The sequence below is a fragment of the Polynucleobacter yangtzensis genome (assembly GCF_001595965.1).
In the GTDB taxonomy this organism is placed as follows: domain Bacteria; phylum Pseudomonadota; class Gammaproteobacteria; order Burkholderiales; family Burkholderiaceae; genus Polynucleobacter; species Polynucleobacter yangtzensis.
The window spans coordinates 24,741-46,873 of sequence record NZ_LOJI01000003.1 but is presented as its reverse complement, the minus strand read 5'-3'; the positions used below and the strand labels follow the sequence as shown (position 1 = coordinate 46,873).

The 22,133-nt window shown below is 47.4% G+C and carries 18 protein-coding genes; 8 read left to right on the top strand and 10 right to left on the bottom strand.

The features are described from left to right. The first annotated feature begins 45 nt into the window (after window positions 1-45). From JaK3_RS03520 to JaK3_RS03505, 4 genes are read left to right on the top strand one after another with little or no spacing between them, the layout of a single operon-like run. Window positions 46-981 carry a branched-chain amino acid ABC transporter permease gene (locus JaK3_RS03520; RefSeq protein WP_068320808.1) on the top strand — a complete coding sequence of 312 codons (936 nt, stop codon included), beginning with the start codon at window positions 46-48 and terminating at the stop codon, window positions 979-981. Next, window positions 974-2,062, top strand: coding sequence for a branched-chain amino acid ABC transporter permease (locus JaK3_RS03515; RefSeq protein ID WP_068320806.1), 1,089 nt, complete (start codon window positions 974-976; stop codon window positions 2,060-2,062). Before JaK3_RS03520 ends, JaK3_RS03515 begins: the two co-directional genes overlap by 8 nt. After that, on the top strand, window positions 2,062-2,841 hold the full coding sequence (locus tag JaK3_RS03510; RefSeq protein ID WP_068320804.1) for an ABC transporter ATP-binding protein: 780 nt from the start codon (window positions 2,062-2,064) through the stop codon (window positions 2,839-2,841). The genes JaK3_RS03515 and JaK3_RS03510 overlap by 1 nt, the downstream gene beginning before the upstream one ends. Next, a complete protein-coding gene (locus JaK3_RS03505; RefSeq protein WP_068320802.1) occupies window positions 2,838-3,554 on the top strand; it encodes an ABC transporter ATP-binding protein in 717 nt (238 codons plus the stop codon). The genes JaK3_RS03510 and JaK3_RS03505 overlap by 4 nt, the downstream gene beginning before the upstream one ends. A 24-nt stretch (window positions 3,555-3,578) precedes the next feature. Here the strand turns inward: JaK3_RS03505 and JaK3_RS03500 are convergent, their stop codons facing one another. Then, a complete protein-coding gene (locus JaK3_RS03500; RefSeq protein WP_068320800.1) occupies window positions 3,579-4,772 on the bottom strand; it encodes an acetylornithine transaminase in 1,194 nt (397 codons plus the stop codon). Window positions 4,773-4,844: 72 nt separating this feature from the next. Further along, entirely contained in the window at window positions 4,845-5,885 is a 1,041-nt protein-coding gene (locus JaK3_RS03495) for a CDP-6-deoxy-delta-3,4-glucoseen reductase (protein WP_068320948.1), read from the bottom strand. A gap of 27 nt (window positions 5,886-5,912) precedes the next feature. Here JaK3_RS03495 and JaK3_RS03490 point away from each other — a divergent pair, with 27 nt between their 5' ends. Further along, a complete protein-coding gene (locus JaK3_RS03490; RefSeq protein ID WP_240480873.1) occupies window positions 5,913-6,809 on the top strand; it encodes an SDR family oxidoreductase in 897 nt (298 codons plus the stop codon). On the opposite strand, the gene JaK3_RS03485 is transcribed toward JaK3_RS03490, so the two are convergent. From JaK3_RS03485 to JaK3_RS03475, 3 genes are all read right to left on the bottom strand, one after another. Next, window positions 6,790-8,562, bottom strand: a complete 1,773-nt coding sequence (locus JaK3_RS03485) for a glutamine--tRNA ligase/YqeY domain fusion protein (RefSeq protein ID WP_068320798.1) — start codon at window positions 8,560-8,562, stop codon at window positions 6,790-6,792. The genes JaK3_RS03490 and JaK3_RS03485 overlap by 20 nt on opposite strands. An 85-nt stretch (window positions 8,563-8,647) precedes the next feature. Then, entirely contained in the window at window positions 8,648-10,150 is a 1,503-nt protein-coding gene (locus tag JaK3_RS03480) for a tripartite tricarboxylate transporter permease (protein WP_068320796.1), read from the bottom strand. A gap of 19 nt (window positions 10,151-10,169) precedes the next feature. After that, entirely contained in the window at window positions 10,170-10,631 is a 462-nt protein-coding gene (locus tag JaK3_RS03475; protein ID WP_068320795.1) for a tripartite tricarboxylate transporter TctB family protein, read from the bottom strand. A 122-nt stretch (window positions 10,632-10,753) separates the two neighbouring features. Between JaK3_RS03475 and alaS the strand changes: the two genes are divergently transcribed. Further along, entirely contained in the window at window positions 10,754-13,378 is a 2,625-nt protein-coding gene (alaS, locus tag JaK3_RS03470; RefSeq protein WP_068320793.1) for an alanine--tRNA ligase, read from the top strand. Next, a complete protein-coding gene (locus JaK3_RS03465; RefSeq protein ID WP_420865683.1) occupies window positions 13,375-13,620 on the top strand; it encodes a sulfurtransferase TusA family protein in 246 nt (81 codons plus the stop codon). Before alaS ends, JaK3_RS03465 begins: the two co-directional genes overlap by 4 nt. Before the next feature lie 64 nt (window positions 13,621-13,684). Here JaK3_RS03465 and galU read toward each other — a convergent pair whose 3' ends face one another. Further along, window positions 13,685-14,569, bottom strand: coding sequence for a UTP--glucose-1-phosphate uridylyltransferase GalU (galU, locus tag JaK3_RS03460; RefSeq protein ID WP_068320791.1), 885 nt, complete (start codon window positions 14,567-14,569; stop codon window positions 13,685-13,687). A gap of 31 nt (window positions 14,570-14,600) precedes the next feature. Further along, on the bottom strand, window positions 14,601-17,492 hold the full coding sequence (locus JaK3_RS03455) for a valine--tRNA ligase (RefSeq protein WP_068320789.1): 2,892 nt from the start codon (window positions 17,490-17,492) through the stop codon (window positions 14,601-14,603). Between the two features lie 24 nt (window positions 17,493-17,516). On the opposite strand from JaK3_RS03455, the gene JaK3_RS03450 reads away from it, so the two are divergent. Beyond that, entirely contained in the window at window positions 17,517-19,883 is a 2,367-nt protein-coding gene (locus tag JaK3_RS03450) for a UvrD-helicase domain-containing protein (RefSeq protein ID WP_068320787.1), read from the top strand. 9 nt (window positions 19,884-19,892) lie between these two features. Here JaK3_RS03450 and JaK3_RS03445 read toward each other — a convergent pair whose 3' ends face one another. From JaK3_RS03445 to JaK3_RS03435, 3 genes are read right to left on the bottom strand one after another with little or no spacing between them, the layout of a single operon-like run. Further along, on the bottom strand, window positions 19,893-20,672 hold the full coding sequence (locus JaK3_RS03445) for a BPSS1780 family membrane protein (RefSeq protein ID WP_068320785.1): 780 nt from the start codon (window positions 20,670-20,672) through the stop codon (window positions 19,893-19,895). Further along, complete coding sequence (locus JaK3_RS03440; protein WP_068320783.1) at window positions 20,669-21,643, bottom strand: homoserine kinase; 975 nt, start codon at window positions 21,641-21,643, stop codon at window positions 20,669-20,671. Before JaK3_RS03440 ends, JaK3_RS03445 begins: the two co-directional genes overlap by 4 nt. Window positions 21,644-21,675: 32 nt before the next feature. Next, window positions 21,676-22,050: a hypothetical protein gene (locus JaK3_RS03435; protein WP_240480872.1), complete on the bottom strand. Its 375-nt coding sequence runs from the start codon at window positions 22,048-22,050 to the stop codon at window positions 21,676-21,678. Between the last annotated feature and the right edge of the window lie 83 nt (window positions 22,051-22,133).

The window sequence follows — 22,133 nt, the reverse complement described above, 5'->3', positions numbered from 1 at the left end:
TGCGGTGCTATTTTTTTATCAAGACTAAATAAATCCCAAAACTCCATGGATATTCTTCTTCAGCAGATCATTAATGGCTTAGTGCTAGGTAGCATCTATGCCTTGATCGCACTGGGTTACACCATGGTGTATGGCGTGCTGGGGATCATCAATTTTGCACACGGCGAAGTCCTGATGATTGGCGCAATGGTTTCACTCTCATTACTGCGCTTGATCTTGAGCTTAACAAGTGACTTACCTGGTTGGCTCACCCTTCTGATTGTCTTACCGGTTACGATGGCAGTCTGTGCGGGATTGAGTTACTGGATTGAGCGGATTGCTTATCGCCCTCTTCGCAATGCGCCTCGTTTGGCACCACTGATATCCGCTATTGGTATGTCCATTTTGCTGCAAACCATCGCCATGATGATTTGGTCACGTAATCCAATGACCTACCCACAATTACTACCTTCAACTCCAATTGATTTATGGGGTAGTGGTGCGACGATTACCGGCAAAGAAATCGTGATCATCATAGTAGCCTTGGTAGTGATGGCTGGCTTATTATTTTTGGTTGAAAAAACAAAGCTAGGCAGAGCAATGCGCGCTACTGCTGAGCAAACTCAAATTGCTGCATTGATGGGCGTTAATCCAAATCGTGTCATCTCAATTACGTTTATGTTGGGCGGCGCATTGGCAGGTCTTGCCGGCGTCATGATTGCTAGCAACTATGGCAACGTTCATTTTTATATGGGCTTCATTCCTGGTCTGAAAGCATTTACCGCGGCTGTTCTTGGCGGAATTGGAAATCTGCAGGGCGCGATGTTGGGTGGTTTGCTATTGGGCTTGATTGAATCTTTGGGCGCCGGATATATCGGTGAGCTCACCGGTGGAGTCTTTGGGTCTAACTATCAGGATATTTTTGCTTTCTTGGTATTGATCTTAGTCTTGGTATTGCGTCCCACCGGTTTATTGGGCGAGAAGGTTTCTGATCGTGCTTAAAGACCTTTTTACCAATCGTTTGAGCCGCTCTGCCTACTTATGGCTTGGAGCTATTGCTTTAGTGCTGCTACCTTGGGTGGTAGGGGCTGGTGGTGGTAATTATTGGGTGCGAGTGCTTGATTTTGCCTTGCTCTATATCGTGCTCGCTTTAGGCTTAAACGTGGTTGTTGGCTTTGCGGGTCTTTTGGATTTGGGTTACATCGCTTTTTATGCGCTAGGCGCCTATAGCTTTGCCTTAATGGCTTCCCCTCATTTACCAACTCAGTTTGAAAGCATTGCAGCGACCTTTCCGGAGGGTATGCACTTTTCGCCCTGGATGGTTGCAGTATTTTCGATCATCTTGGCGGCTCTTTTTGGATTGATCTTGGGTTTGCCTACCTTGCAATTGCGCGGGGATTATCTAGCGATAGTGACTTTGGGTTTCGGTGAAATTATTCGCATCTTTATGAATAACCTGGATCGCCCTCTCAACCTCACTAATGGCCCCAAGGGAATCTCCGGAATAGATCCCATTCAGTTATTTGGTATCTCCTTTACGAAGCCTTTGGATTTAGGTTTTGTGCAAATACCAGGTTTGTATTTGATTTTCTATTTATTCCTTCTGCTGGCAATCGCAGTAGCAATCGTTTGTCTGCATTTACAAGACTCGCGCATTGGACGTGCTTGGATCGCGATTCGTGAGGACGAGATTGCTGCTAAAGCGATGGGTATCAATACTCGTAATATGAAATTACTGGCCTTTGCTATTGGCGCCTCTTTTGCTGGAGTAGCAGGGGTGCTGTTCTCCGCTTTCCAGGGCTTTGTTTCTCCGGAGTCATTCACCCTATGGGAGTCCATCGTAGTCTTGGCTATGGTGGTTCTAGGCGGCATAGGGCACATTCCAGGAGTGATTTTGGGCGCCGTACTTTTGGCGTTATTTCCGGAAGTATTGCGCGGCATTGCGCAGCCAGTTCAACAGTTTCTGTTTGGTCATGTCATTGTTGACGTGGAAATCATTCGTCAGTTGATTTATGGCTTGGCTTTAATTTTGATCATGCTCTATCGTCCAGGCGGTATTTGGCAAAAGAGTGGGGCAAGGTAATGACAAGATCAGATCACTTGCTTCTAGATGTCACTGACGTTTCAAAACGTTTTGGCGGTGTTCAGGCCCTAGACTCTGTTGGTCTGCAAGTGGCGCATAGTTCAATCGTTGGATTGATTGGTCCCAATGGCGCTGGTAAGACCACCTTCTTTAATGTCATCACTGGTTTATATCCAGCTGACTCCGGGATCTTTTTATTTGATGGTCAATCTTATTTTCCAGAGTCTGTATCTGAGGTAACTAAATCTGGCCTTGCTAGAACATTTCAAAATATCAGGCTCTTTGGTGAAATGTCTGTGTTGGAAAATGTGATGGTAGGTTGTCACTGCCGCACAAAAGCCGGATTACTCGGCGCAATCTTTCGCTTTCCATCTGCTAAGCGCGAAGAGCGCGCCATCAGAGAAAAGGCCCAGCAGCTCTTAGCTTATGTTGGTCTTGGTGAGTTCGCCAATATGCAGGCGCGCAATCTTTCGTATGGACATCAGCGCCGCCTAGAAATTGCGAGAGCATTAGCGACTGAGCCTAAGCTCTTGGCACTAGATGAGCCAGCTGCCGGCATGAATGCTACTGAGAAGCTGGAGCTTCGCGAGTTATTGTTGCGTATTCGTGCTGACGGTAAAACGATTTTGTTAATTGAGCATGATGTGAGCTTGGTGATGGGTATTTGCGATAGCCTAACTGTGCTTGATTACGGCAAGGTGATTGCCTCCGGGAAGCCTGCAGATGTACGTACGCATCCAGAGGTCATCAGAGCCTATCTCGGACAAGGGGCTGCATGATGAGCGCCTTACTTCATGTAAAAGATCTCAAGGTCTCCTATGGCGGCATTAACGCTGTCAAAGGAATAGATTTGCATGTCAATCAAGGCGAGCTTGTTGCTTTGATTGGTGCGAATGGCGCTGGCAAAAGTTCTAGCATGAAAGCTATTGCTGGTTTGCTGACACCTTCAGCTGGCGAGATTCATTTTACAAATCAGGAAACTAGGAAGTTGCCTGCATATGAATTGGTGCGCCTAGGTCTGGGCATGGTGCCTGAAGGGCGCGGTGTATTTAAGCGCATGACGATTTTAGAGAACCTCCAAATGGGTGCTTACTTAAAAACCAGTCCCAAAGATATCGAGCGTAAGCTTGAAGAGGTGTATTCGTATTTCCCAAGACTAAAAGAGCGCTTATCTCAGCTGGCGGGCACGCTGTCTGGCGGTGAGCAGCAGATGGTGGCAATGGGCAGGGCGATGATGGCTGAGCCTAAGTTATTGCTGTTAGATGAGCCCTCAATGGGCCTATCCCCCATCATGGTCGAGACCATTTTTGATGTTGTTCGCAGTTTGTCCTCGAGCGGGATGACTATTTTGCTCGTAGAGCAGAACGCACGACTAGCTTTGCAGATGGCAGATCGCGCTTATGTGATGGAGAGTGGCTTAATTACTCTCAGTGGCTCTGGCAAAGATTTGCTGGAAGACTCAAGAGTGAGAGCTGCCTATCTCGGTGAATAAGTAGGCAGTTAGCTGCGGTAAGTCTTACGCTATATCCTTGAGTAACTCACGCAGCATATTACACATCTGACGAATTTCATCATCAGAGACATTCAAAGCAGGCATAAAGCGCAGCAGGTTTGGTCTTGGTGAATTAATCAACAAACCCTCGGGGCTACGATCACGCGCCAGCTCAACCAATTTTGGGCCAATATCTTTTCCGAGCATTAAAGCGCGCAGCAAGCCTTCGCCGCGCTCGCCTTCAAGATTAAATTCAGCGCAAAGCTTGAGCAATTCTGATTTGAGAAGTGCGCCTTTGGCTTTAACGCTATCTAAAAATCCTGGTGCCAAGAGCTGCTCAATCACGCTAATACCTACTGCAGTCATCAAAGGATTGCCGTTGTATGTTCCGCCCTGATCGCCAGGCACAAAGCAAGCCACTGCATCGGTAGCCAATAAGGCTGCCAATGGAACGCCACCACCAATGCCTTTACCCAAAGTCATGATGTCTGGCTCAATGCCATAGTTTTGGTAGGCAAAGAGGGCACCAGTACGTCCGCAGCCTGCTTGCACTTCATCAGCAATCAAAAGAATATTGTTTTCTTTTGTGAACTTGCGTAGTTCACGCATAAATTCAGGGGTTGCTGGAATCACGCCGCCTTCACCTTGAACTGGCTCGAGCATTACTGCAACTGTTTTATCAGTCACCAGTTTTTTGACAGACTCCAAATCATTTAAATCTGCCTTGGGAAAGCCTGCAACCTGTGGAGCAAACATAGTGTCCCAGTTCGGCTTTCCGGAGGCGCTCATCGTTGCCAATGTGCGACCGTGAAAACTGTGATCAAAGGTGATGATTTCAAAGGCGCCAGATTTATTGAGCTGACCCCATTTGCGTGCCAACTTAATAGCACCTTCATTAGCCTCGGCGCCACTGTTCGCAAAGAACACTTTGTTAAAGCAGCTGTTTTCTGTAAGCAGATTGGATAAACCAATCATCGGTTCGTTGTAGAACGCAGGACTTGGATTGATCAACTTCTTTGCTTGCGCATTGAGCGCTTCAATCATCCCTGGGTTGCCGTGACCTAAGCAATTCACTGCCCAACCTTGTAGAAAGTCTAAATAGCGCTTGCCGTTGTTATCTGTTAGCCATGAGCCCTTGCCTTCAACCATCACTACTTCTGGACGCGGAGTAATAAACATGACTGAATGGGTGTCAATAGTCTGGAGTGGCTTATTCATGCTGGTATGGGTTGATAAGTTAATAAGGGCAAATAAGGCTTCTATTATCCCGCTGATTTGATTTCGCGGTTACTAGGCTGTCGCTAAATCCGCAGCGCTGGTAAAGGAATCGGCAAAGAATTCTTCCTCGGGTAGCTGGCATTTGCCTGAGAAGTCATTTCTGGCTGCATTGACCATGACTGGGGCGCCACAGGCATAGACTTGAAAGTCTTGCATGTCAGGATGGTCTGCCATCACAGCTTGGTGCACAAAGCCTGTGCGACCCTGCCAGCCATCTTCTGCCAGTGCATCTGAGATCACCGGGATGTACTTGAAGTCAGAAATTTCTTTTTCCCAAGCTTGGCACAGGTCATTCAAGTACAAATCGCCAGGGCGACGACCGCCCCAGTAAAGATGAATTGGTCGTTGAATCTTTTTGGCCTGCATTTGTTCGATGATGGATTTGATGGGAGCAAAGCCCGTGCCGGCGGCAACAAAGATAATCGGTTTCTTAGAATCTTCTCTTAAGAAAAAGCTGCCTAGCGGGCCTTCAAAGCGCAAGATATCTTTTTCTTTCAGCGCTGGTGTAGCAGCACCAAATACAAAATCGGTAAACAAACCGCCAGGCAAATGGCGAATATGTAACTCAAGAGGACCTTCTTGCTCTGGTGCGTTAGCAATCGAGTAGGCACGACGTTGACCGTCCTTCAGAAGAAACTCTAAGTACTGGCCGGCTAAGAACTGAAAGCGTTCAGCCGCGGGCAACTGCAGCTTCAGAATGACAACGTCACTGCTTGGTTTGATAATGGCATTTACACGGCAAGGCACCTTGCGAATCGCAATATCACCGGCGCCTTGGACTTCACGCGCTTCAATGAGGAGGTCTGATTGAGGGTGGGAGCAGCAAAATAAAATACCGCCAGCAGTTTCATCCGCCTTAGAAAGAGCACTTTCACTATGCTGTCCGTGGGTCACTTGACCTTCTACGACTTTGCCTTTGCAGGAGCCACAAGCACCATTTTTGCAGCCATAAGGGAGATTGATTCCTTGACGTAGCGCGGCCTCCAGGACATTTTCATCTGGATTGACGGTAAATTGTTTGCCGCTCGTTTTGAGCGTGACTTGATAAGACACTCTCATTCCTTTCAATAAATCGTTACGATGTCACTTATGCAATCTTTTGGTAAACCTTCAATCCTGATTATTGGCTGCGGAGATATTGGTCTTCGGGTGGCCAAGCAGCTCTCGCGAAGTCATCGTGTTTTTGCACTTACTTCTCAGCAGAGTCGCTTTCAGGAATTGAGGGAGGTTGGCGCGACTCCCATTTTGGGCAACCTGGATCAACCAGAGTCTTTATGGCGCCTGGCCGGTTTAGCTCAAACCGTGATTCATTTGGCACCACCTCAAAATAGTGGAAATCGTGATTGCCGAACCCGCAACCTAATTCGAATTTTAGCCCAAGGCTCTAATGCTGTCAGACGTCTAATCTACATCAGCACTACAGGTGTCTATGGGGATCATCGGGGTGCTAAAGTGAGTGAAATTACTCCAGTAAACCCCCAAAGTGAACGCGCCAAAAGAAGGGTGGATGCCGAGCGAGTACTGCGTTTATGGGGTCCTGCAAATGGCGTGGCCGTAACCATTTTGCGTGTCCCTGGAATTTACGCCACCGACCGTTTACCAATAGAGCGACTAGAGTCCAAAACACCAGCGCTAGTCGCCGAAGAGGATGCCTACTCTAACCATATCCAAAGTGATGATTTAGCAAGGTTGGTATGTGCGGCGGTCTATCACGGCAAACCTCAGCGCATCATTAATGCCTGCGATGGTGGTGAAACGAAGATGGGCGATTACTTTGATGAAGTAGCTGATGCCTTTGGGCTACAAAGACCGGCTCGATTACCTGGCAATGAGTTGCAGAAAATTGTCAGCCCGATGCTGTGGTCATTTATGCGCGAATCTCGTAGAGTGACTAATGCGCGCTTACATGAACTTAAAACACCACTGCGCTATCCAAGCGTAGGACATTTTCTTAAAACTATTTCCAAGAATCCTTAAGCCCAACAGTACGGTTAAATACTGGCTTGCCAGGCTGGCAATCTTTTTGGTCAGCAACAAAGTAACCATGGCGTTCAAACTGAAAGCGATCTTCAGGCTTAGCATCTTTCATGCAGGGCTCTAAATAAGCGGCAATGGTTTGCTTGGAGTTAGAGTTGATTGCATCCAGGAAATTCTTATCACCGCTGTCTGGATGAGGGTCGCTAAAGAGGTGATCATAAAGACGCACTTCAGTGGGAATAGCCTCAGCGGCGCTGATCCAATGAATATTGCCCTTGACCTTGTAGTTATTGGAGCCTGGGGTCCCGCTCTTGCTATCAGGGAAGTGAGTCACATTAACTTGCGTGACATTGCCGTGCGCATCAGTTTCAAAGCCGGTGCACTCGACTACAAAGCCATGGCGTAAGCGAACGCGACTACCGGGTTGATCGCCAATTGGCGGATACAGTCTGAAGAACCCTTTGATTGGTTCTTGCATAAAGTCATCTGCTTCAATCCATAGTTCGCGGGTGAAATTAAACTCACGATTACCCCATTCTGGATGATTAGGGTGACGTGGTGCAGAACAGGCCTCTTTTGCTGAAGCATCAAAGTTTTCTACTACGAGCTTGAGTGGTTTTAGTACTGCGGTAGCGCGTGGTGCCCTAACTTCAAGATCATCGCGTAGAGCCTGATCGAGAGTGCTCATATCAATCCAACTGTCTGCCTTTGAAACACCAATGCGTTCACAGAACAAACGAATGCTTTCTGGGGTGTAGCCGCGACGACGTATGCCTACGATGGTTGGCATACGTGGATCATCCCAGCCTTCAACATGCTTCTCTTCTACCAGTTGCAATAACTTGCGTTTGCTGGTGATCGTGTAGGTCAGATTGAGGCGAGCGAATTCATGCTGATGCGGTACCGGATCTTTAAATACGCCCAATTCTTTTAGAGAATTCACAATCCAGTCGTAGAGCGGACGGTTGTTCTCAAACTCCAGTGTACATATGGAATGGGAGACGTTCTCTAGCGCATCGGAGATGCAATGTGTGAAGTCATAAAGCGGGTAAATACACCACTTGCTGCCGGTCCGGTGGTGATCGGTATGGCGGATGCGATAAACCACAGGGTCACGCATCACGATATTCGGATGCGCCATATCAATCTTTAGGCGAAGAACATGTTCGCCATCTTTGAATTTGCCATCGCGCATCTCGCGGAATAGCTTGAGATTTTCTTCTGGGCTACGATCGCGATAAGGACTATTTTTACCTGCTTGCCCAAAGTTGCCGCGATTGGTGTGAATGTCATCAGCACTTTGGCTATCAACATACGCTTTGCCATTTTGAATCAAAATCTCAGCAAACTCATAGAGGCGATCAAAGTAATCGCTTGCATGATAAAGATGGGTTCCCCAATCAAAGCCTAACCACTTAACCGCATCCAAAATACTATCGGCGTACTCAACATCTTCTTTGACTGGATTGGTATCGTCCAGGCGCATATTGCAGCGCGCGCCACCTACTTGATTGTTGTAATCAGCAGCTAAGCCAAAGTTCAAACAAATGCTTTTAGCGTGACCAATGTGTAAATAGCCATTCGGCTCAGGCGGAAAACGGGTGATGATTGATGGGATAGTCTCGCCAGCTAAATTAGTACGCTGTGAAAAAGCGCCGCTTGCCAAGTCATGATCAATGATCTGACGTAAGAAGTTAGACGGTTCGGCTACAGCGCCGGCATTTGCTTTCGAGGGTTTGCTATCTTGGGACATAGCCACATTGTAGAGAAAACCCTTGGCCCATAAAGAAAAAAGCCCGCAAACTGCTGCGGGCTTGTTTCTGGAGAGGTGGCGGGAATTAATCTTCCACAAACGCCTCTTCGCGAGTCTTCTTCACCGCTGGCAGAGCCACGATCACTACCAAAAGGGCTGCTGCAATGAGTAGACCTAAGGAAAGTGGGCGGGTTACAAAAGTGGAGAAGTCACCACGAGATAACAATAGGGCGCGACGGAAGTTCTCTTCCATCATTGGCCCGAGCACGAAGCCCAACAACAATGGAGGTGGTTCGCAACCCAGTTTGAAGAACAGGTAACCAATCAAGCCAAAACCTGCAGTTACATAAACATCAAACACGGTGTTATTTACGGTGTACACGCCGATACAGCAGAACACCAAAATTGCTGGGTAGAGGAAGCGATAAGGAATCTTCAGGAGCTTTACCCAGATACCAATCAAAGGCAAGTTCAAGAGAATCAACATCACGTTACCAATCCACATAGAGGCAATCAGACCCCAGAACAAAGCTGGGTTGCTGGTCATTACCTGTGGACCTGGTTGAATGTTATGAATAGTCATTGCGCCAACCATCAAAGCCATCACAGCATTTGGTGGGATGCCTAATGTGAGCAATGGAATGAATGAGGTTTGAGCAGCAGCGTTATTTGCGGCCTCAGGACCGGCAACACCCTCAATCGCACCTTTGCCAAACTCATGGCTGTACTTGGAGGATTTTTTCTCTACAGAGTAAGCGCCGAAAGCTGCAAGCGCTGCGCCGCCGCCTGGCAAGATGCCTAGGATTGAGCCAATCGTTGTGCCGCGCAAGATGGATGGAATCATGCGCTTCACATCATTCTTGGTAGGAACCATACTGGTGAGTTTGTTGAGGAAGCCTTCATCATCGCCAGACTTTTCAAGGTTACCCATGATCTCAGCAAAACCGAATACACCCATCGCTACAGCCACAAAGCCGATACCGTCACTTAATTCGGGAATATCGAACGCATACCGAGACACACCAGAGTTCACATCAGTACCAATCAAGCCCATCAAAAGACCTAAGATGATCATCCCAATCGCCTTTATCAATGAGCCAGATGCCAAAACAACAGCACCGATCAAACCTAAGACCATTAATGAGAAGTATTCAGCAGGGCCAAACTTAAATGCGAGTTGAGAAAGTGGTGCAGCAAATGCAGCTAAAACCAAAGTAGCAACGCAACCTGCGAAGAATGAACCCATACCAGCAGTAAACAAGGCAACACCAGCTCGACCATTTCTAGCCATTTGGTAGCCATCGATCGCGGTCACCACCGACGACGTCTCCCCCGGAATGTTGAGCAAAATCGCTGTGGTAGATCCGCCGTACTGTGAGCCGTAATAAATACCAGCCAACATAATCAAAGCGGCAATTGGAGGCAGAGCATAGGTAGCAGGCAACAACATCGCAATCGTTGCGATAGGGCCAAGACCTGGCAGTACGCCAATCAATGTTCCCAAGATACAGCCGATCAGGCAGTACATTAGGTTTTGTAATGTGAACGCGGTATCGAAACCGAGAGCTAGGTTTGTAAATAAATCCATTTTTCAGAGTCCCGGTTCGTTATTGTTGTAGGAATGCAGGCAGGAGCGGGAACTGAAGTTTCAGACCGACTACAAACACTGAATAAGTAAATGTCACTAAGAAGGCTGCATTAATCGCAGTACCTTTCCAAGTAAATTCTCTGCTGGCGCTAGCGGCAACAAAAACCAAAACCACTACGGCAATCAAGAATCCAAGACGTGGAAGCAACAAGCCGTAGAGCACCACCGCGCCGGTAATTTGCGCCATGATGCGCCAATTAAATTTAGGAATGGATTCAATTGCAGCTTTGGCACCAAAGGCCTTAACTGCTACTAGAACGCCCAATAGGAACATTAAAATGCCCAAATAGAACGGGAAATAGCCAGGACCCATTTTGGCGGCAGTTCCCATTGGATAATTTGTGGCCATGATGGCGAAGAAGAGGCCAATGACCATATACATGATCCCGGCCCCAAAATCCCGTTGATTGCGAATTTTCAAGTTGCTCTCCTTGTTGTCGACTTAACTGCCGATTTTTATTGATGTTGTGGGATTGTAAGGCAGGTTTAGGGCTTATAGCCTAGCGTTTGCCCTATGCTAGTGCCAATGCGATAATTATCGGCATGAAAGTCTCCCAAATTCGCCAGGCTTACCTGGATTTCTTCGCCCAAAAAGGCCACCAAATAGTCCCGTCCAGCCCTGTGGTTCCTGGGGATGACCCAACCTTGCTATTTACCAATGCGGGTATGAACCAGTTTAAGGACGTGTTTCTAGGGTTCGATAAGCGCCCTTATAACCGTGCTACGACTGCTCAAAAGTGCATCCGGGCAGGCGGCAAACATAATGACTTGGATAACGTGGGCTATACCGCCCGCCACCACACCTTTTTTGAAATGCTGGGAAATTTCTCGTTTGGGGACTATTTCAAGAAAGATGCCATTCAGTTTGCCTGGGACTTATTGACCCAGACATTTAAGTTGCCCAAAGAAAAGCTCTTGGTAACGGTGTATGCCGAAGATGATGAGGCTTTTGAGATTTGGAATAAACAAATAGGTGTGCCAGCCGATCGAATCATTCGCATTGGTGATAACAAGGGCGCACGCTACGCATCAGACAACTTTTGGATGATGGGTGACACAGGCCCATGCGGACCATGCACTGAGATTTTTTATGATCACGGTGACCACATTGCTGGCGGCCCTCCTGGAAGCCCGGATGAAGATGGCGATCGTTATATCGAAATTTGGAATAACGTTTTCATGCAGTTCAACCGAGATGAAGCAGGTGTGATGCATCCACTGCCTAAGCCGAGCGTTGATACCGGTATGGGTCTTGAGCGCATTGCTGCAGTGTTACAGCATGTTCACTCCAATTATGAAATTGACCTCTTCGTCAATCTCCTCAAGGCTTCGAAGGAAGCGGTAGATGCTGCTGGCGGTGAAAATTGCGATGCAGATAGCCCTTCACTCAAAGTGATTGCCGATCATATTCGTGCATGTAGTTTCATCGTAGTGGACGGTGTGATTCCAGGTAATGCGGGGCGCGGCTATGTCTTACGTCGTATTGCGCGTCGTGCAATCCGTCACGGCTATAAATTAGGTGCACGCAAACCATTCTTCTATCAATTAGTTCCTGCGCTTGTTAAAGAGATGGGCGATGCCTATCCAGAGTTGCGCGCTGCGCAAGATAAGGTGAGTGAAGTTATTAAGCAAGAAGAAGAGCGCTTCTTCCAAACTATTGCTAACGGCATGGAAATTCTGGATGGTGCTTTAGCAGGTGGTGCAAAAGTGGTTGATGGTGAAACTGCTTTCCGCCTGCACGACACTTTTGGCTTCCCATTGGATTTAACGGCCGACGTTTGTCGTGAGCGTGGTGTGACAGTGGATGGTGAGGGCTTTGAAGTAGCGATGCAAAAGCAACGCGATCAAGCTAGGGCGGCTGGTAAGTTCAAGGTTGCTCAAGGCTTGGACTACAAGGGCGCGCCTACCCAGTTTCATGGCTATGACACCTTAAAGCATGAGGGCGCAAAAGTAACCGCTCTTTATGTGGATGGTTCAGCAGTGCCATCCGTGAAAGCGGGTGATGCAGCCGTGATTGTTTTGGATAACACTCCGTTTTATGCCGAATCCGGTGGCCAGGTTGGCGATAAAGGTGAGCTGCGCAATGAGAGCATCCGTTTTGCGGTTGAAGATACCTTCAAGATTCAAGCGGATGTATTTGGGCATCAAGGAGAAGTGCTTGAGGGCGAACTCAAGGTGGGCGACTCAATTAATGCATTAGTTGATACCCAGCAAAGAGCTGACACAATGCGCAACCATAGCGCAACGCATATTCTGCATAAAGCATTGCGTGAAGTGCTGGGCGATCATGTGCAGCAAAAAGGTTCTTTGGTAGACGCTACTAAGACCCGCTTTGACTTTACACACAATGCACCGATTACCGCAGAACAGATTCGTCGCATCGAAGATATTGTTAACCAAGAGATTTTGGAAAATACAGCGACTTCGGGCAAGGTGATGTCTTTAGATGATGCGCAAAAGACTGGCGCCATGATGCTCTTTGGTGAGAAGTACGGTGATGAAGTACGCGTGCTCGAAATTGGTAGTTCTAAAGAGCTCTGTGGTGGCACGCACGTAACCCGCACTGGTGACATTGGCAGCTTAAAGATTATTTCTGAAGGCGGCGTTGCTGCTGGCATTCGCCGTGTTGAAGCCGTGACCGGTAATAACGCCTTGCAATTCTTGCAAGGCTTGGAAGACAAGATTAATGAAGCTGCAGCAATTCTGAAAACTCATCCTGGTGATTTGGTGAATCGCGTTGCGCAACTTCAAGAAAGTCTGCGTCAAGCAGAGCGTGATTTAGAAAAAGTGAATTCCAAATTGGCTGCGAGCCAAGGCGATGAACTGGCTGGTCAAGCAATTGATGTCAATGGCATCAAGGTTTTGGCTGCTCGTTTGGATGGTGCTGATGCTGGTGTCCTCCGTGAAACGATGGATGCCCTTAAAGCTAAGCTCAAAACTGCAGCTATTGTGTTGGCATCAGTTCAGGGCGATAAAGTTAGCTTGATTGCCGGTGTAACAGCTGATTCGATTGGCAAAGTTAAAGCAGGCGACCTCGTGAATTTTGTGGCCCAGCAAGTGGGCGGCAAAGGTGGTGGCAAGCCTGAGATGGCGATGGCTGGCGGCACAGATCCAAGTATGTTAGGGGCTGCTTTGGCAGGCGTTAAAGACTGGGTGGCAAGTAAATGAGTGATGCTCTAAATATCCCCTTCAATGCAGAGGTTGATGCCATTGGTATGAACTGCCCATTACCAATTTTGCGCGCCAAAAAAGCTTTGGCAACGATGCAGTCAGGCGAGGTCTTAAAGATTAAGGCTACTGATGCTGGTGCTGCTCATGACTTTCCGGCTTTTGCTAAGCAAACCGGAAACGAGCTAATTGCCAGTGCTACTGAAGGTGATGTGCTGGTGTTTTTTATGAAGCGCAGGTAGTAGCTCTCAATCCCAATAAAAAAGGCAGAGATCTCTCTGCCTTTTTTGCTTTAGTGGAGGATGATTAAGTCAATGAGCGGCTCTTGAGGTAAGCAGCAAAGTCAGCAGAGACTTCGGGGTGGCGCAGGGCAAACTCGACTGAAGCCTTGAGGTAGCCCAACTTACTGCCACAGTCATAACGCACACCATCGTACTCATAAGCAAATACAGGCTCTTCTTTGAGTAAAGAGGCAATGGCATCAGTCAACTGAATCTCGCCACCCGCACCAGGCTTGAGATTGCGAATATGGGTAAAGATATCGGATGAGAGAACATAGCGTCCTACTACCGCCAAATTAGAGGGCGCATCTTTTGGTTGTGGCTTTTCTACAATGCCGTTGAGGCGATAGATGCCTTTGGCGACTTCGGCACCAGAAACAATTCCGTAAGAGCTGCTCTTGGCAGGATCAATCTTTTCAACCGCAACTACAGATCCATTTTGCTCATCAAAAACTTTTAGCATTTGCTTGAGAACCGGAGGCTGGCCATCCAATAAGTCGTCAGCCAAGATAATGGCAAATGGCTCATCACGCACCAACTTCTCTGCGCACAAAACCGCATGACCCAATCCAAGCGCTTCAGGTTGGCGTACATATACGCAATCTACGTGGCTAGGCTTAACACTGCGAACAATTTCAAGAAGAGCCTGTTTATTTTTGGCCTCTAATTCAGCCTCGAGCTCATATGCTTTGTCAAAGTGATCTTCAATAGCGCGTTTACTGCGACCGGTAACAAAAATCATTTCAGTAATGCCGGCGGCGATTGCTTCTTCAACAGCATATTGAATGAGCGGCTTATCCACCACATTCAACATTTCCTTTGGGCTAGCTTTCGTTGCTGGTAAAAAGCGTGTACCCAAGCCTGCAACAGGAAATACTGCTTTGGTGACGGCTTTAGTGTTTAACGGCATATGGCTTCCAATCGCTTTATTTGGCTGCAGATTATTTAAGACGCTCTAATTGTGCAACAAGCTTCTCATGGTTTTGCTCAAAACCAGCAAGACGCTGTTTTTCTTGGGCAACCACTTCTGCTGGGGCGCGAGCCACAAAGCTTTCGTTGGTTAGCTTTCCCTTAGCTTTGTTGATTTCATTCGCCAAGCGCTCGATCTCTTTGCCAAGACGAATGCGTTCAGCAGCAACATCCACTTCAATCTTGAGTAGCAGCTTGATGTCTCCTACTAGGGCAATAGGGGCGCCGGGAGCATCTTTTTCCAAGGCAGATTCATCGCTGTAAATCTTAACCTCGGTGAGTTTGGCAAGTGCCATCAAATAAGGTGTGGCTTTTGCAAGGAATTCTTCTGGACCATAAATCCAAAGCGGTACTTTTTGACCCGGGGGAACCTGCATCTCGCCACGTAAATTTCTGCAAGCATCAACAATCGCTTTAATTTGCGCAACCCAAGCTTCGCTTTGCTCATCGATCTTCTCGGGCTGAGCAACGGGATAAGGTTGGAGTGCAATCGTTTGCTTAGTTTGTTTGGCCAATTCTTTGCCGGACTTCGGACCAACTGTTTGCCAAAGTGTTTCGGTAATGAATGGAATCAATGGATGCGCCATGCGCAAGATGGTTTCTAGAACGCGCAACAGGGTGCGACGGGTAGCGCGTTGCTGTGCAGGAGTGCCAGTTTGAAGCTGTACCTTAGCAAGCTCCAAATACCAATCGCAGTACTCATCCCAAACAAATTGGTAGATACTGTTCGCAATGTTGTCAAAGCGATAGTTCTCAAAACCTTTCGCTACATCAGCTTCAGTTCTTTGAAGTTGAGAGACGATCCATTTGTCAGCGGGCGAAAAGTCTAAATAGCCGTCAGGACCACATTGGTTGTCGCATGGCGCTAAACCATTGTCTTCATCGCTGCCAGAGCAGTTCATTAGTACAAAGCGTGTGGCATTCCAAAGTTTGTTGCAGAAATTGCGATAGCCTTCGCAACGCTTTTGATCAAAATTAATGTTGCGACCAAGTGACGCCAAAGAGGCAAAGGTAAAACGCAGTGCATCTGTACCAAATGCTGGGATGCCATCCGGAAATTCTTTTTTGGTTTTCTTGCTAATGCTCTCAGCTTGCTTGGGGTTCATGAGACCAGTAGTTCTCTTACCGACTAGCTCTTCAATCTGAATGCCGTCAATCAAATCGATTGGATCCAAAGTATTGCCTTTGGACTTGCTCATTTTCTGACCTTCGGCATCGCGTACTAGTCCATGGACGTAGACGGTATGAAATGGCACTTTTCCAGTGAAGTGGCAAGTCATCATGACCATACGCGCAACCCAGAAGAAGATGATGTCAAAGCCAGTAACCAGAACAGACGAAGGTAGGAAGTGATTTAAAGCGGGCGTTTCATCTGGCCAGCCTAAAGAGCTAAATGGCACCAGAGCCGAGCTAAACCAGGTATCCAGAACATCAGGATCGCGATTGAGTTTGCCGGTATAGCCCGCTGCTGCTGCTTTGGCTTTAGCCTCTTCTTCAGAGCGCCCTACAAATATCTGCCCATCATCACCATACCAGGCAGGAATTTGATGGCCCCACCAGAGTTGGCGGGAGATACACCAGTCCTGAATATTTTCTAACCACTGGGTATAAGTGTTGATCCAATTTTCTGGAACAAGTTTGATGTCACCCTTAGTGACAGCATCTAAGGCAGCGCCAGCAATAGATGAGCCGGGTTGATATTTGTTGTCCGGACTTGATTTAGACATTGCCACAAACCACTGGTCAGTCAACATTGGCTCAATGATGGTTTGGGTGCGATCACCACGTGGCACCATTAACTTATGCGGCTGAACTTTTTCTAATAAGCCAGCAGACTCTAAATCAGCAACAACTTGTTTGCGTGCGGCAAAACGTTCCATGCCTTGATAGGCAGCAGGAGCGTTCTCATTAATCTTTGCATCCAGAGTGAGGATGTTGATCATTGGTAATTGATGACGTTGGCCTACTGCATAGTCATTAAAGTCATGTGCAGGAGTCACCTTTACAACGCCAGTACCAAAGTTCAAATCAACGTAGTCATCTGCAATGATCGGAATTTCACGATCACACAAAGGCAAGTTAACGGACTTGCCAATGAGGTGTTTATAACGTTCGTCTTCTGGGTTCACCATCACGGCAACGTCGCCCAGTAAGGTTTCAGGGCGGGTAGTCGCGACTGTGAGGTGACCAGAGCCGTCAGTCAATGGATAGCGAATGTGCCACATCGAGCCATCTTCTTCTTCACTCACTACTTCTAAGTCAGAGACTGCGGTACCTAAAACGGGATCCCAGTTCACTAAACGTTTGCCGCGATAGATCAAGCCTTGTTCATGTAAGCGCACAAATACTTCCACTACTGCTTTGGACATCTTGCTGTCCATTGTGAAATATTCTTTGCCCCAATCAATCGATGCGCCTAAGCGACGAATTTGTCTAGTAATCGTATTGCCAGAAGTTTCCTTCCACTCCCACACCTTTTCTAAAAACTTCTCACGACCTAAATCATGACGAGATACTTTTTGTGCATCAAGTTGGCGTTCAACAACAATTTGAGTAGCAATACCTGCATGATCAGTACCCGGTACCCATAAGGTGTTTTTGCCAGACATTCGTGCGTGGCGCACCAAGCCATCCATGATGGTTTGATTAAAAGCGTGACCCATGTGCAGGGTGCCGGTAACGTTTGGCGGGGGTAACTGAATCGAAAAATCACCCTTGCCCTCATCCATGGTGGCATCGGCAATACCACGACGCTCCCACTCTGGACCCCAGTAGGCCTCTATCGGGGCAGGTTCATAAGATTTGGCGAGCTCGTCTGCAGAGCTGGCCGCTGGTGAATTAGGGGTATTTGAGGCATTTGGCATAAGAGGCAAATTATAATTGGGCTGATGTACTCAGACTTGCTCGCGAACCTCAATCCAGAACAGCGCGAGGCAGTGACCCTCCCGCCCGTAAATGAAAATGGCCAAGCCCAATCAGCCTTGATTTTGGCTGGGGCAGGGAGCGGCAAGACCCGCGTCCTCACCACCCGTATAGCGTGGTTGATTCAGACCGGCCAGGTATCCCCTATTGGCGTCCTAGCGGTGACCTTTACCAATAAGGCTGCCAAAGAGATGATGTTGCGCTTAAGCGCCATGTTGCCGATTAATACCCGTGGCATGTGGATTGGCACCTTTCACGGCTTATGTAACCGATTATTGAGGGCTCACCACAAAGAAGCGGGCTTGCCATCAACTTTCCAGATTTTGGATACCCAGGATCAACTCTCTGCGATTAAGCGTCTTTTAAAGGGATTAAAAGTCGATGATGAGAAATATCCCGCTAAGCAGCTCCAATATTTTATTGCTCATGCCAAAGAGCGCGGTCAGCGTGCAAAAGATTTATCGGTGGGCGATGACTTTCAGGCCAAGATGGCACAACTCTACGCTGCTTATGATGAGCAATGCCAACGTGAAGGCGTAGTAGATTTTGCTGAGCTCTTATTGCGTAGTTATGAATTGCTCAAACACAGCGAAGCAATTCGTACACATTACCAAGAGCGCTTCCGTCATATTTTGATTGATGAGTTTCAAGATACGAATGCCTTGCAATATGCATGGCTCAAATTATTGTCGGGCCATGATGCAAGTCGCATCAATGTGAGTGGCATGGGTAGCAGTTCCGTTTTTGCTGTTGGTGATGATGACCAAAGTATTTATGCATTCCGTGGTGCTGATGTAGAAAACATGCGCCTCTACGAAAAGCAATATCACCCGCTCATGGTGAAGCTAGAGCAGAACTATCGTTCCCATGGCCATATTCTGGATACCGCAAATCATCTGATTGCTAACAACTCAGAGCGTCTTGGTAAAAACCTACGCACCGATGCTGGTCATGGCGAGCCTGTCCGAATTTATGAGGCTCCTAGTGATCATGCAGAGGCTGCTTGGTTGGTAGATGAGATCAAAGCTTTAGTAAATAGCGGCATTAAACGTACTGAAGTGGCTTTGCTCTATCGCAGTAACGCTCAGTCACGCATCATTGAGCACGCTTTATTTTCTGCGGGCATTCCGTATCGTGTGTATGGTGGTTTACGCTTCTTTGAGCGTGCTGAAATCAAACATGCGCTAGCGTATTTACGTTTGCTTGAGAATCCAAATGACGATACTTCTTTTTCTCGAGTGGTGAATTTCCCAACTCGCGGAATTGGGGCGCGCTCAATCGAAGCGTTGCAAGATGCAGCAAGAGCACAGCAATGTTCTTTATATTTGGCAGCTTCCACATTAGAAGGTAAGGCGGGCGCAGCTTTGAGTGGGTTTGTTCGCTTAGTGGATCATATGCGTGAGGCAACTCGTCATAACACGTTGCCAGAAACGGTTGAGTTTGTAATTCAGCATAGCGGCTTGATCCAGCACTATCTTTCTGAGCGTGAGGGGCAAGATCGCGTAGAGAACTTGCAAGAATTGATTAACGCAGCAACCGCATTCATTGCCGAAGAGGGTTATGGCCAAGATGCCGCGGCTGCTATGTTGCCAGGTGAGAATGCCCCCGGCGTTGTAGAAGTTTCTCCTCTAGCTGCATTCCTGTCACACGCTTCCCTAGAGGCTGGCGATAACCAGGCTCAGGCTGGCCAAGATGCCGTGCAGCTGATGACCGTCCACTCAGCTAAGGGCTTAGAGTTCACCTCTGTCTTTATTACCGGTCTTGAGGAGGGTTTATTTCCTCATGAGAACAGTGTGAACGAACAGAATGGGCTAGAGGAAGAACGTCGCTTAATGTATGTGGCGATTACTCGCGCCAAAGAGCGACTCTATTTATCGCATACCCAATCACGTATGTTGCATGGTCAGGTACGCTACAACATGCCTTCCCGCTTCTTGGAAGAGCTGCCCTCTGATTCATTGAAGTGGCTTACGCCTAAAGCAAGAGATGCACGTTGGGGTGGGGGTAATACAAGATCTGGATCTACCTGGCAAGACGGCTATACCCGTCAACGTGAATACGAGTCGAATGATTTTTTTGATTCAGGCTCTGATCGTCAAAGGCCTGCTAAGCGAGTTGGCTCTGCTTCTATGGAAGTGAAGAGGCTGGCTTCACCCCCACGTGGAAATTACCCATTCACTATCGGACAAAATGTTTTCCACACCAAGTTTGGTGAGGGGCGCGTGACTGGTTTAGAGGGTGTTGATGCAGACGCTAGAGCGCAAGTAAATTTCAAGCGTCACGGTATTAAATGGCTACAGTTGAGTATTGCGAAGCTTGCTGCGATTGACTGAAGAATTGAGTTAGACAGGCATCACAACTTCATTGTCAGTGAAGCAAGCTTTCCAGGTCGCATAAAAAGAGCAGTGCATCACAGTGAGTCCAGCCATAGAGATGGGCGCAATGATGTAAGAGGCTACTTGCCCCAAATTAATGGCATCAAAGATCATGCCGATAGTTAGGGGGATCGCAATCAGAATTGCACTCCAAATGGACAGATACAAAAAGAATGCTGCTTTATTGGACCAGCACGCTAAGGCGCTTGAGAATAGGGCTTGAGGCACTGACATATCTTCCCAGGCAACCAGCACTGGTGAAAACCACATCAACATCGCCACAGGCACATACAATATCGCGCCAAAGAAAAGCACTAGATAAACTTGGCGAAGAGCCTCCGGAGTGATGGGTTTGTCACTCGTCATTAGGGGGAGGAGCAACTCAAAGTCAACCAAGAGGCTTAAGATAAAGCTTAGCAATACAATCATTGCGGCATATACCAAGCCTAATTGCAAAATTCTTTTGCGAACAATCGGGCTAGACTTTAATGCTGCTATGTAGACTGAAGGTTTAATGCGCTCTTTTTGAATTGCTTGACGACAAGCCGTCATAAATCCTACCGATAGGGTAGGCGTCAAGAGTAGTACTGCAAAAACACCGATGACTGGGATGATGACTGCCAGTTGGGCCGCAAATACGTACATAAAGACCAGCATTAAGAATCCCAAAGGATTCTGTTTGAATAGCCAAATACCCTGTCTTATCCAGGTATAGCCTTCTTTTGGAGCTACGTAATTGAGTTTCATAGGGATCGTCGGCTTAAGAGTATGCGTTCAAAGTGCGTGGGATCATGGGGTGTCAGCATTTGTGCATCACGGGGTAAATAGAAATCCCATAATCTAGAAACCCAGAAGCGCAAAGCAGCCGCACGCAACATTAAAGGCCAGCTAGCTTGCTCTTCTTTGGTGAGCGGCCGAACCGATTGGTAAGCCTTCATAAATGCATCCAAGCGTGCGGGATCTAGATCTTGTTTGTTGTCGGCAAGACACCAATCGTTAGCGGTTACAGCAATATCGAACAACCATTTATCGGTGCCTGCAAAGTAAAAGTCAAAGAAGCCACCCAATTGGTCTTGAGATACATCCGAACCCTTTGGATCAAATAAGACATTGTCACGAAATAAATCGCAATGGCTCGCGCCTTGTGGCAAACCATCATACGTGCCTGATGAAAAGAATTCTTCTTGAGTTTTAAGCTCATGAGTAATGAGTTCTTTTTGCGAAGTATTTAAGTGCGGCAATACTGAGGGAATCGTTTTTTGCCACCAATCAAGGCTGCGAAGATTCTCTTGGTGCTTTGAAAAATCTTTTCCAGCTAAATGCATCTTTGCTAGCATCTCGCCAACTAGTGCGCAGTGATTAGATTCAGGTTGTAACCTAGAAAGACCCGGAAGCTTGGTAACAATGGCTGCAGGCTTGCCCTTAAGGGTGAAGAGAATGTCACCCTGTTTATTTTCAATTGGCTTGGGAACTGGAACGCCTTTGTTTGCAAGGTGGCGCATCAGCTCCAAATAAAAAGGAAGTTGCTGTGCAGTCAGTCTTTCAAAGATGGTTAAAACATATTCCTGCTTCTTGTCATCCTTGACTGTGTCCAAGAAAAAATTCGAGTTCTCAATACCGCCATGAATACCGCGTATTTCACTAGCATGACCAATATTAAAGTCTTGATCAATCCATTGAGCAATATCCTCAAGTTCGATCGGAGTAAATACGGCCATAAACTAAATTGACTAAATGAATTAAACGATTTTTATCTAAGAGGGATGCTGATGCTTGGAACGCTAATCAGATCAGTTTCTTTTGGAGGCCCTGGCATCACTGATGTAGGTGGAGCCATTTCATAGCTGGTGTAAGGCGTTTTGACATCTACCTGTGTTGGAGCATTTACGTCTTTGTATTCGGTAACGGTAGTTCCGTTTTTATCCTTGTACTGAAAGTTGGGTTTGCGTTGTTCAGGGGTATTCATAGCGCCTGCCGGACTTACGGTTGGGGCAAGCGGTTGATTGTTGATGCGGTTTAATTCCGATGGGCTTAATGCCTGGCTGTTATTCTGAGCGTGAGCTGAAGTTGCACTCAAAAGTCCAAAAACCACCAAAAAGCTAGCAATAGCCAGGGTTTGGCTCATGGAGTGACTAATTAAGTTCATTAAATAATGCATTTTTTCACCTTTTTAAGCCCACTCTCGGTCGGTTCCTTAACCAGGCCTGC

Bases quoted from the DNA above. Each gene is read 5' to 3' on its own strand.
- JaK3_RS03520 (WP_068320808.1), top strand. From the start codon at position 46: ATGGATATTCTTCTTCAGCAGATCATTAATGGCTTAGTGCTAGGTAGC.
- JaK3_RS03510 (WP_068320804.1), top strand. From the start codon at position 2,062: ATGACAAGATCAGATCACTTGCTTCTAGATGTCACTGACGTTTCAAAA.
- JaK3_RS03505 (WP_068320802.1), top strand. From the start codon at position 2,838: ATGATGAGCGCCTTACTTCATGTAAAAGATCTCAAGGTCTCCTATGGC.
- JaK3_RS03500 (WP_068320800.1), bottom strand. From the start codon at position 4,772: ATGAATAAGCCACTCCAGACTATTGACACCCATTCAGTCATGTTTATT.
- JaK3_RS03490 (WP_240480873.1), top strand. From the start codon at position 5,913: ATGTCACTTATGCAATCTTTTGGTAAACCTTCAATCCTGATTATTGGC.
- JaK3_RS03485 (WP_068320798.1), bottom strand. From the start codon at position 8,562: ATGTCCCAAGATAGCAAACCCTCGAAAGCAAATGCCGGCGCTGTAGCC.
- JaK3_RS03480 (WP_068320796.1), bottom strand. From the start codon at position 10,150: ATGGATTTATTTACAAACCTAGCTCTCGGTTTCGATACCGCGTTCACA.
- alaS (WP_068320793.1), top strand. From the start codon at position 10,754: ATGAAAGTCTCCCAAATTCGCCAGGCTTACCTGGATTTCTTCGCCCAA.
- JaK3_RS03465 (WP_420865683.1), top strand. From the start codon at position 13,375: ATGAGTGATGCTCTAAATATCCCCTTCAATGCAGAGGTTGATGCCATT.
- galU (WP_068320791.1), bottom strand. From the start codon at position 14,569: ATGCCGTTAAACACTAAAGCCGTCACCAAAGCAGTATTTCCTGTTGCA.
- JaK3_RS03455 (WP_068320789.1), bottom strand. From the start codon at position 17,492: ATGCCAAATGCCTCAAATACCCCTAATTCACCAGCGGCCAGCTCTGCA.
- JaK3_RS03450 (WP_068320787.1), top strand. From the start codon at position 17,517: ATGTACTCAGACTTGCTCGCGAACCTCAATCCAGAACAGCGCGAGGCA.
- JaK3_RS03445 (WP_068320785.1), bottom strand. From the start codon at position 20,672: ATGAAACTCAATTACGTAGCTCCAAAAGAAGGCTATACCTGGATAAGA.
- JaK3_RS03440 (WP_068320783.1), bottom strand. From the start codon at position 21,643: ATGGCCGTATTTACTCCGATCGAACTTGAGGATATTGCTCAATGGATT.
- JaK3_RS03435 (WP_240480872.1), bottom strand. From the start codon at position 22,050: ATGAGCCAAACCCTGGCTATTGCTAGCTTTTTGGTGGTTTTTGGACTT.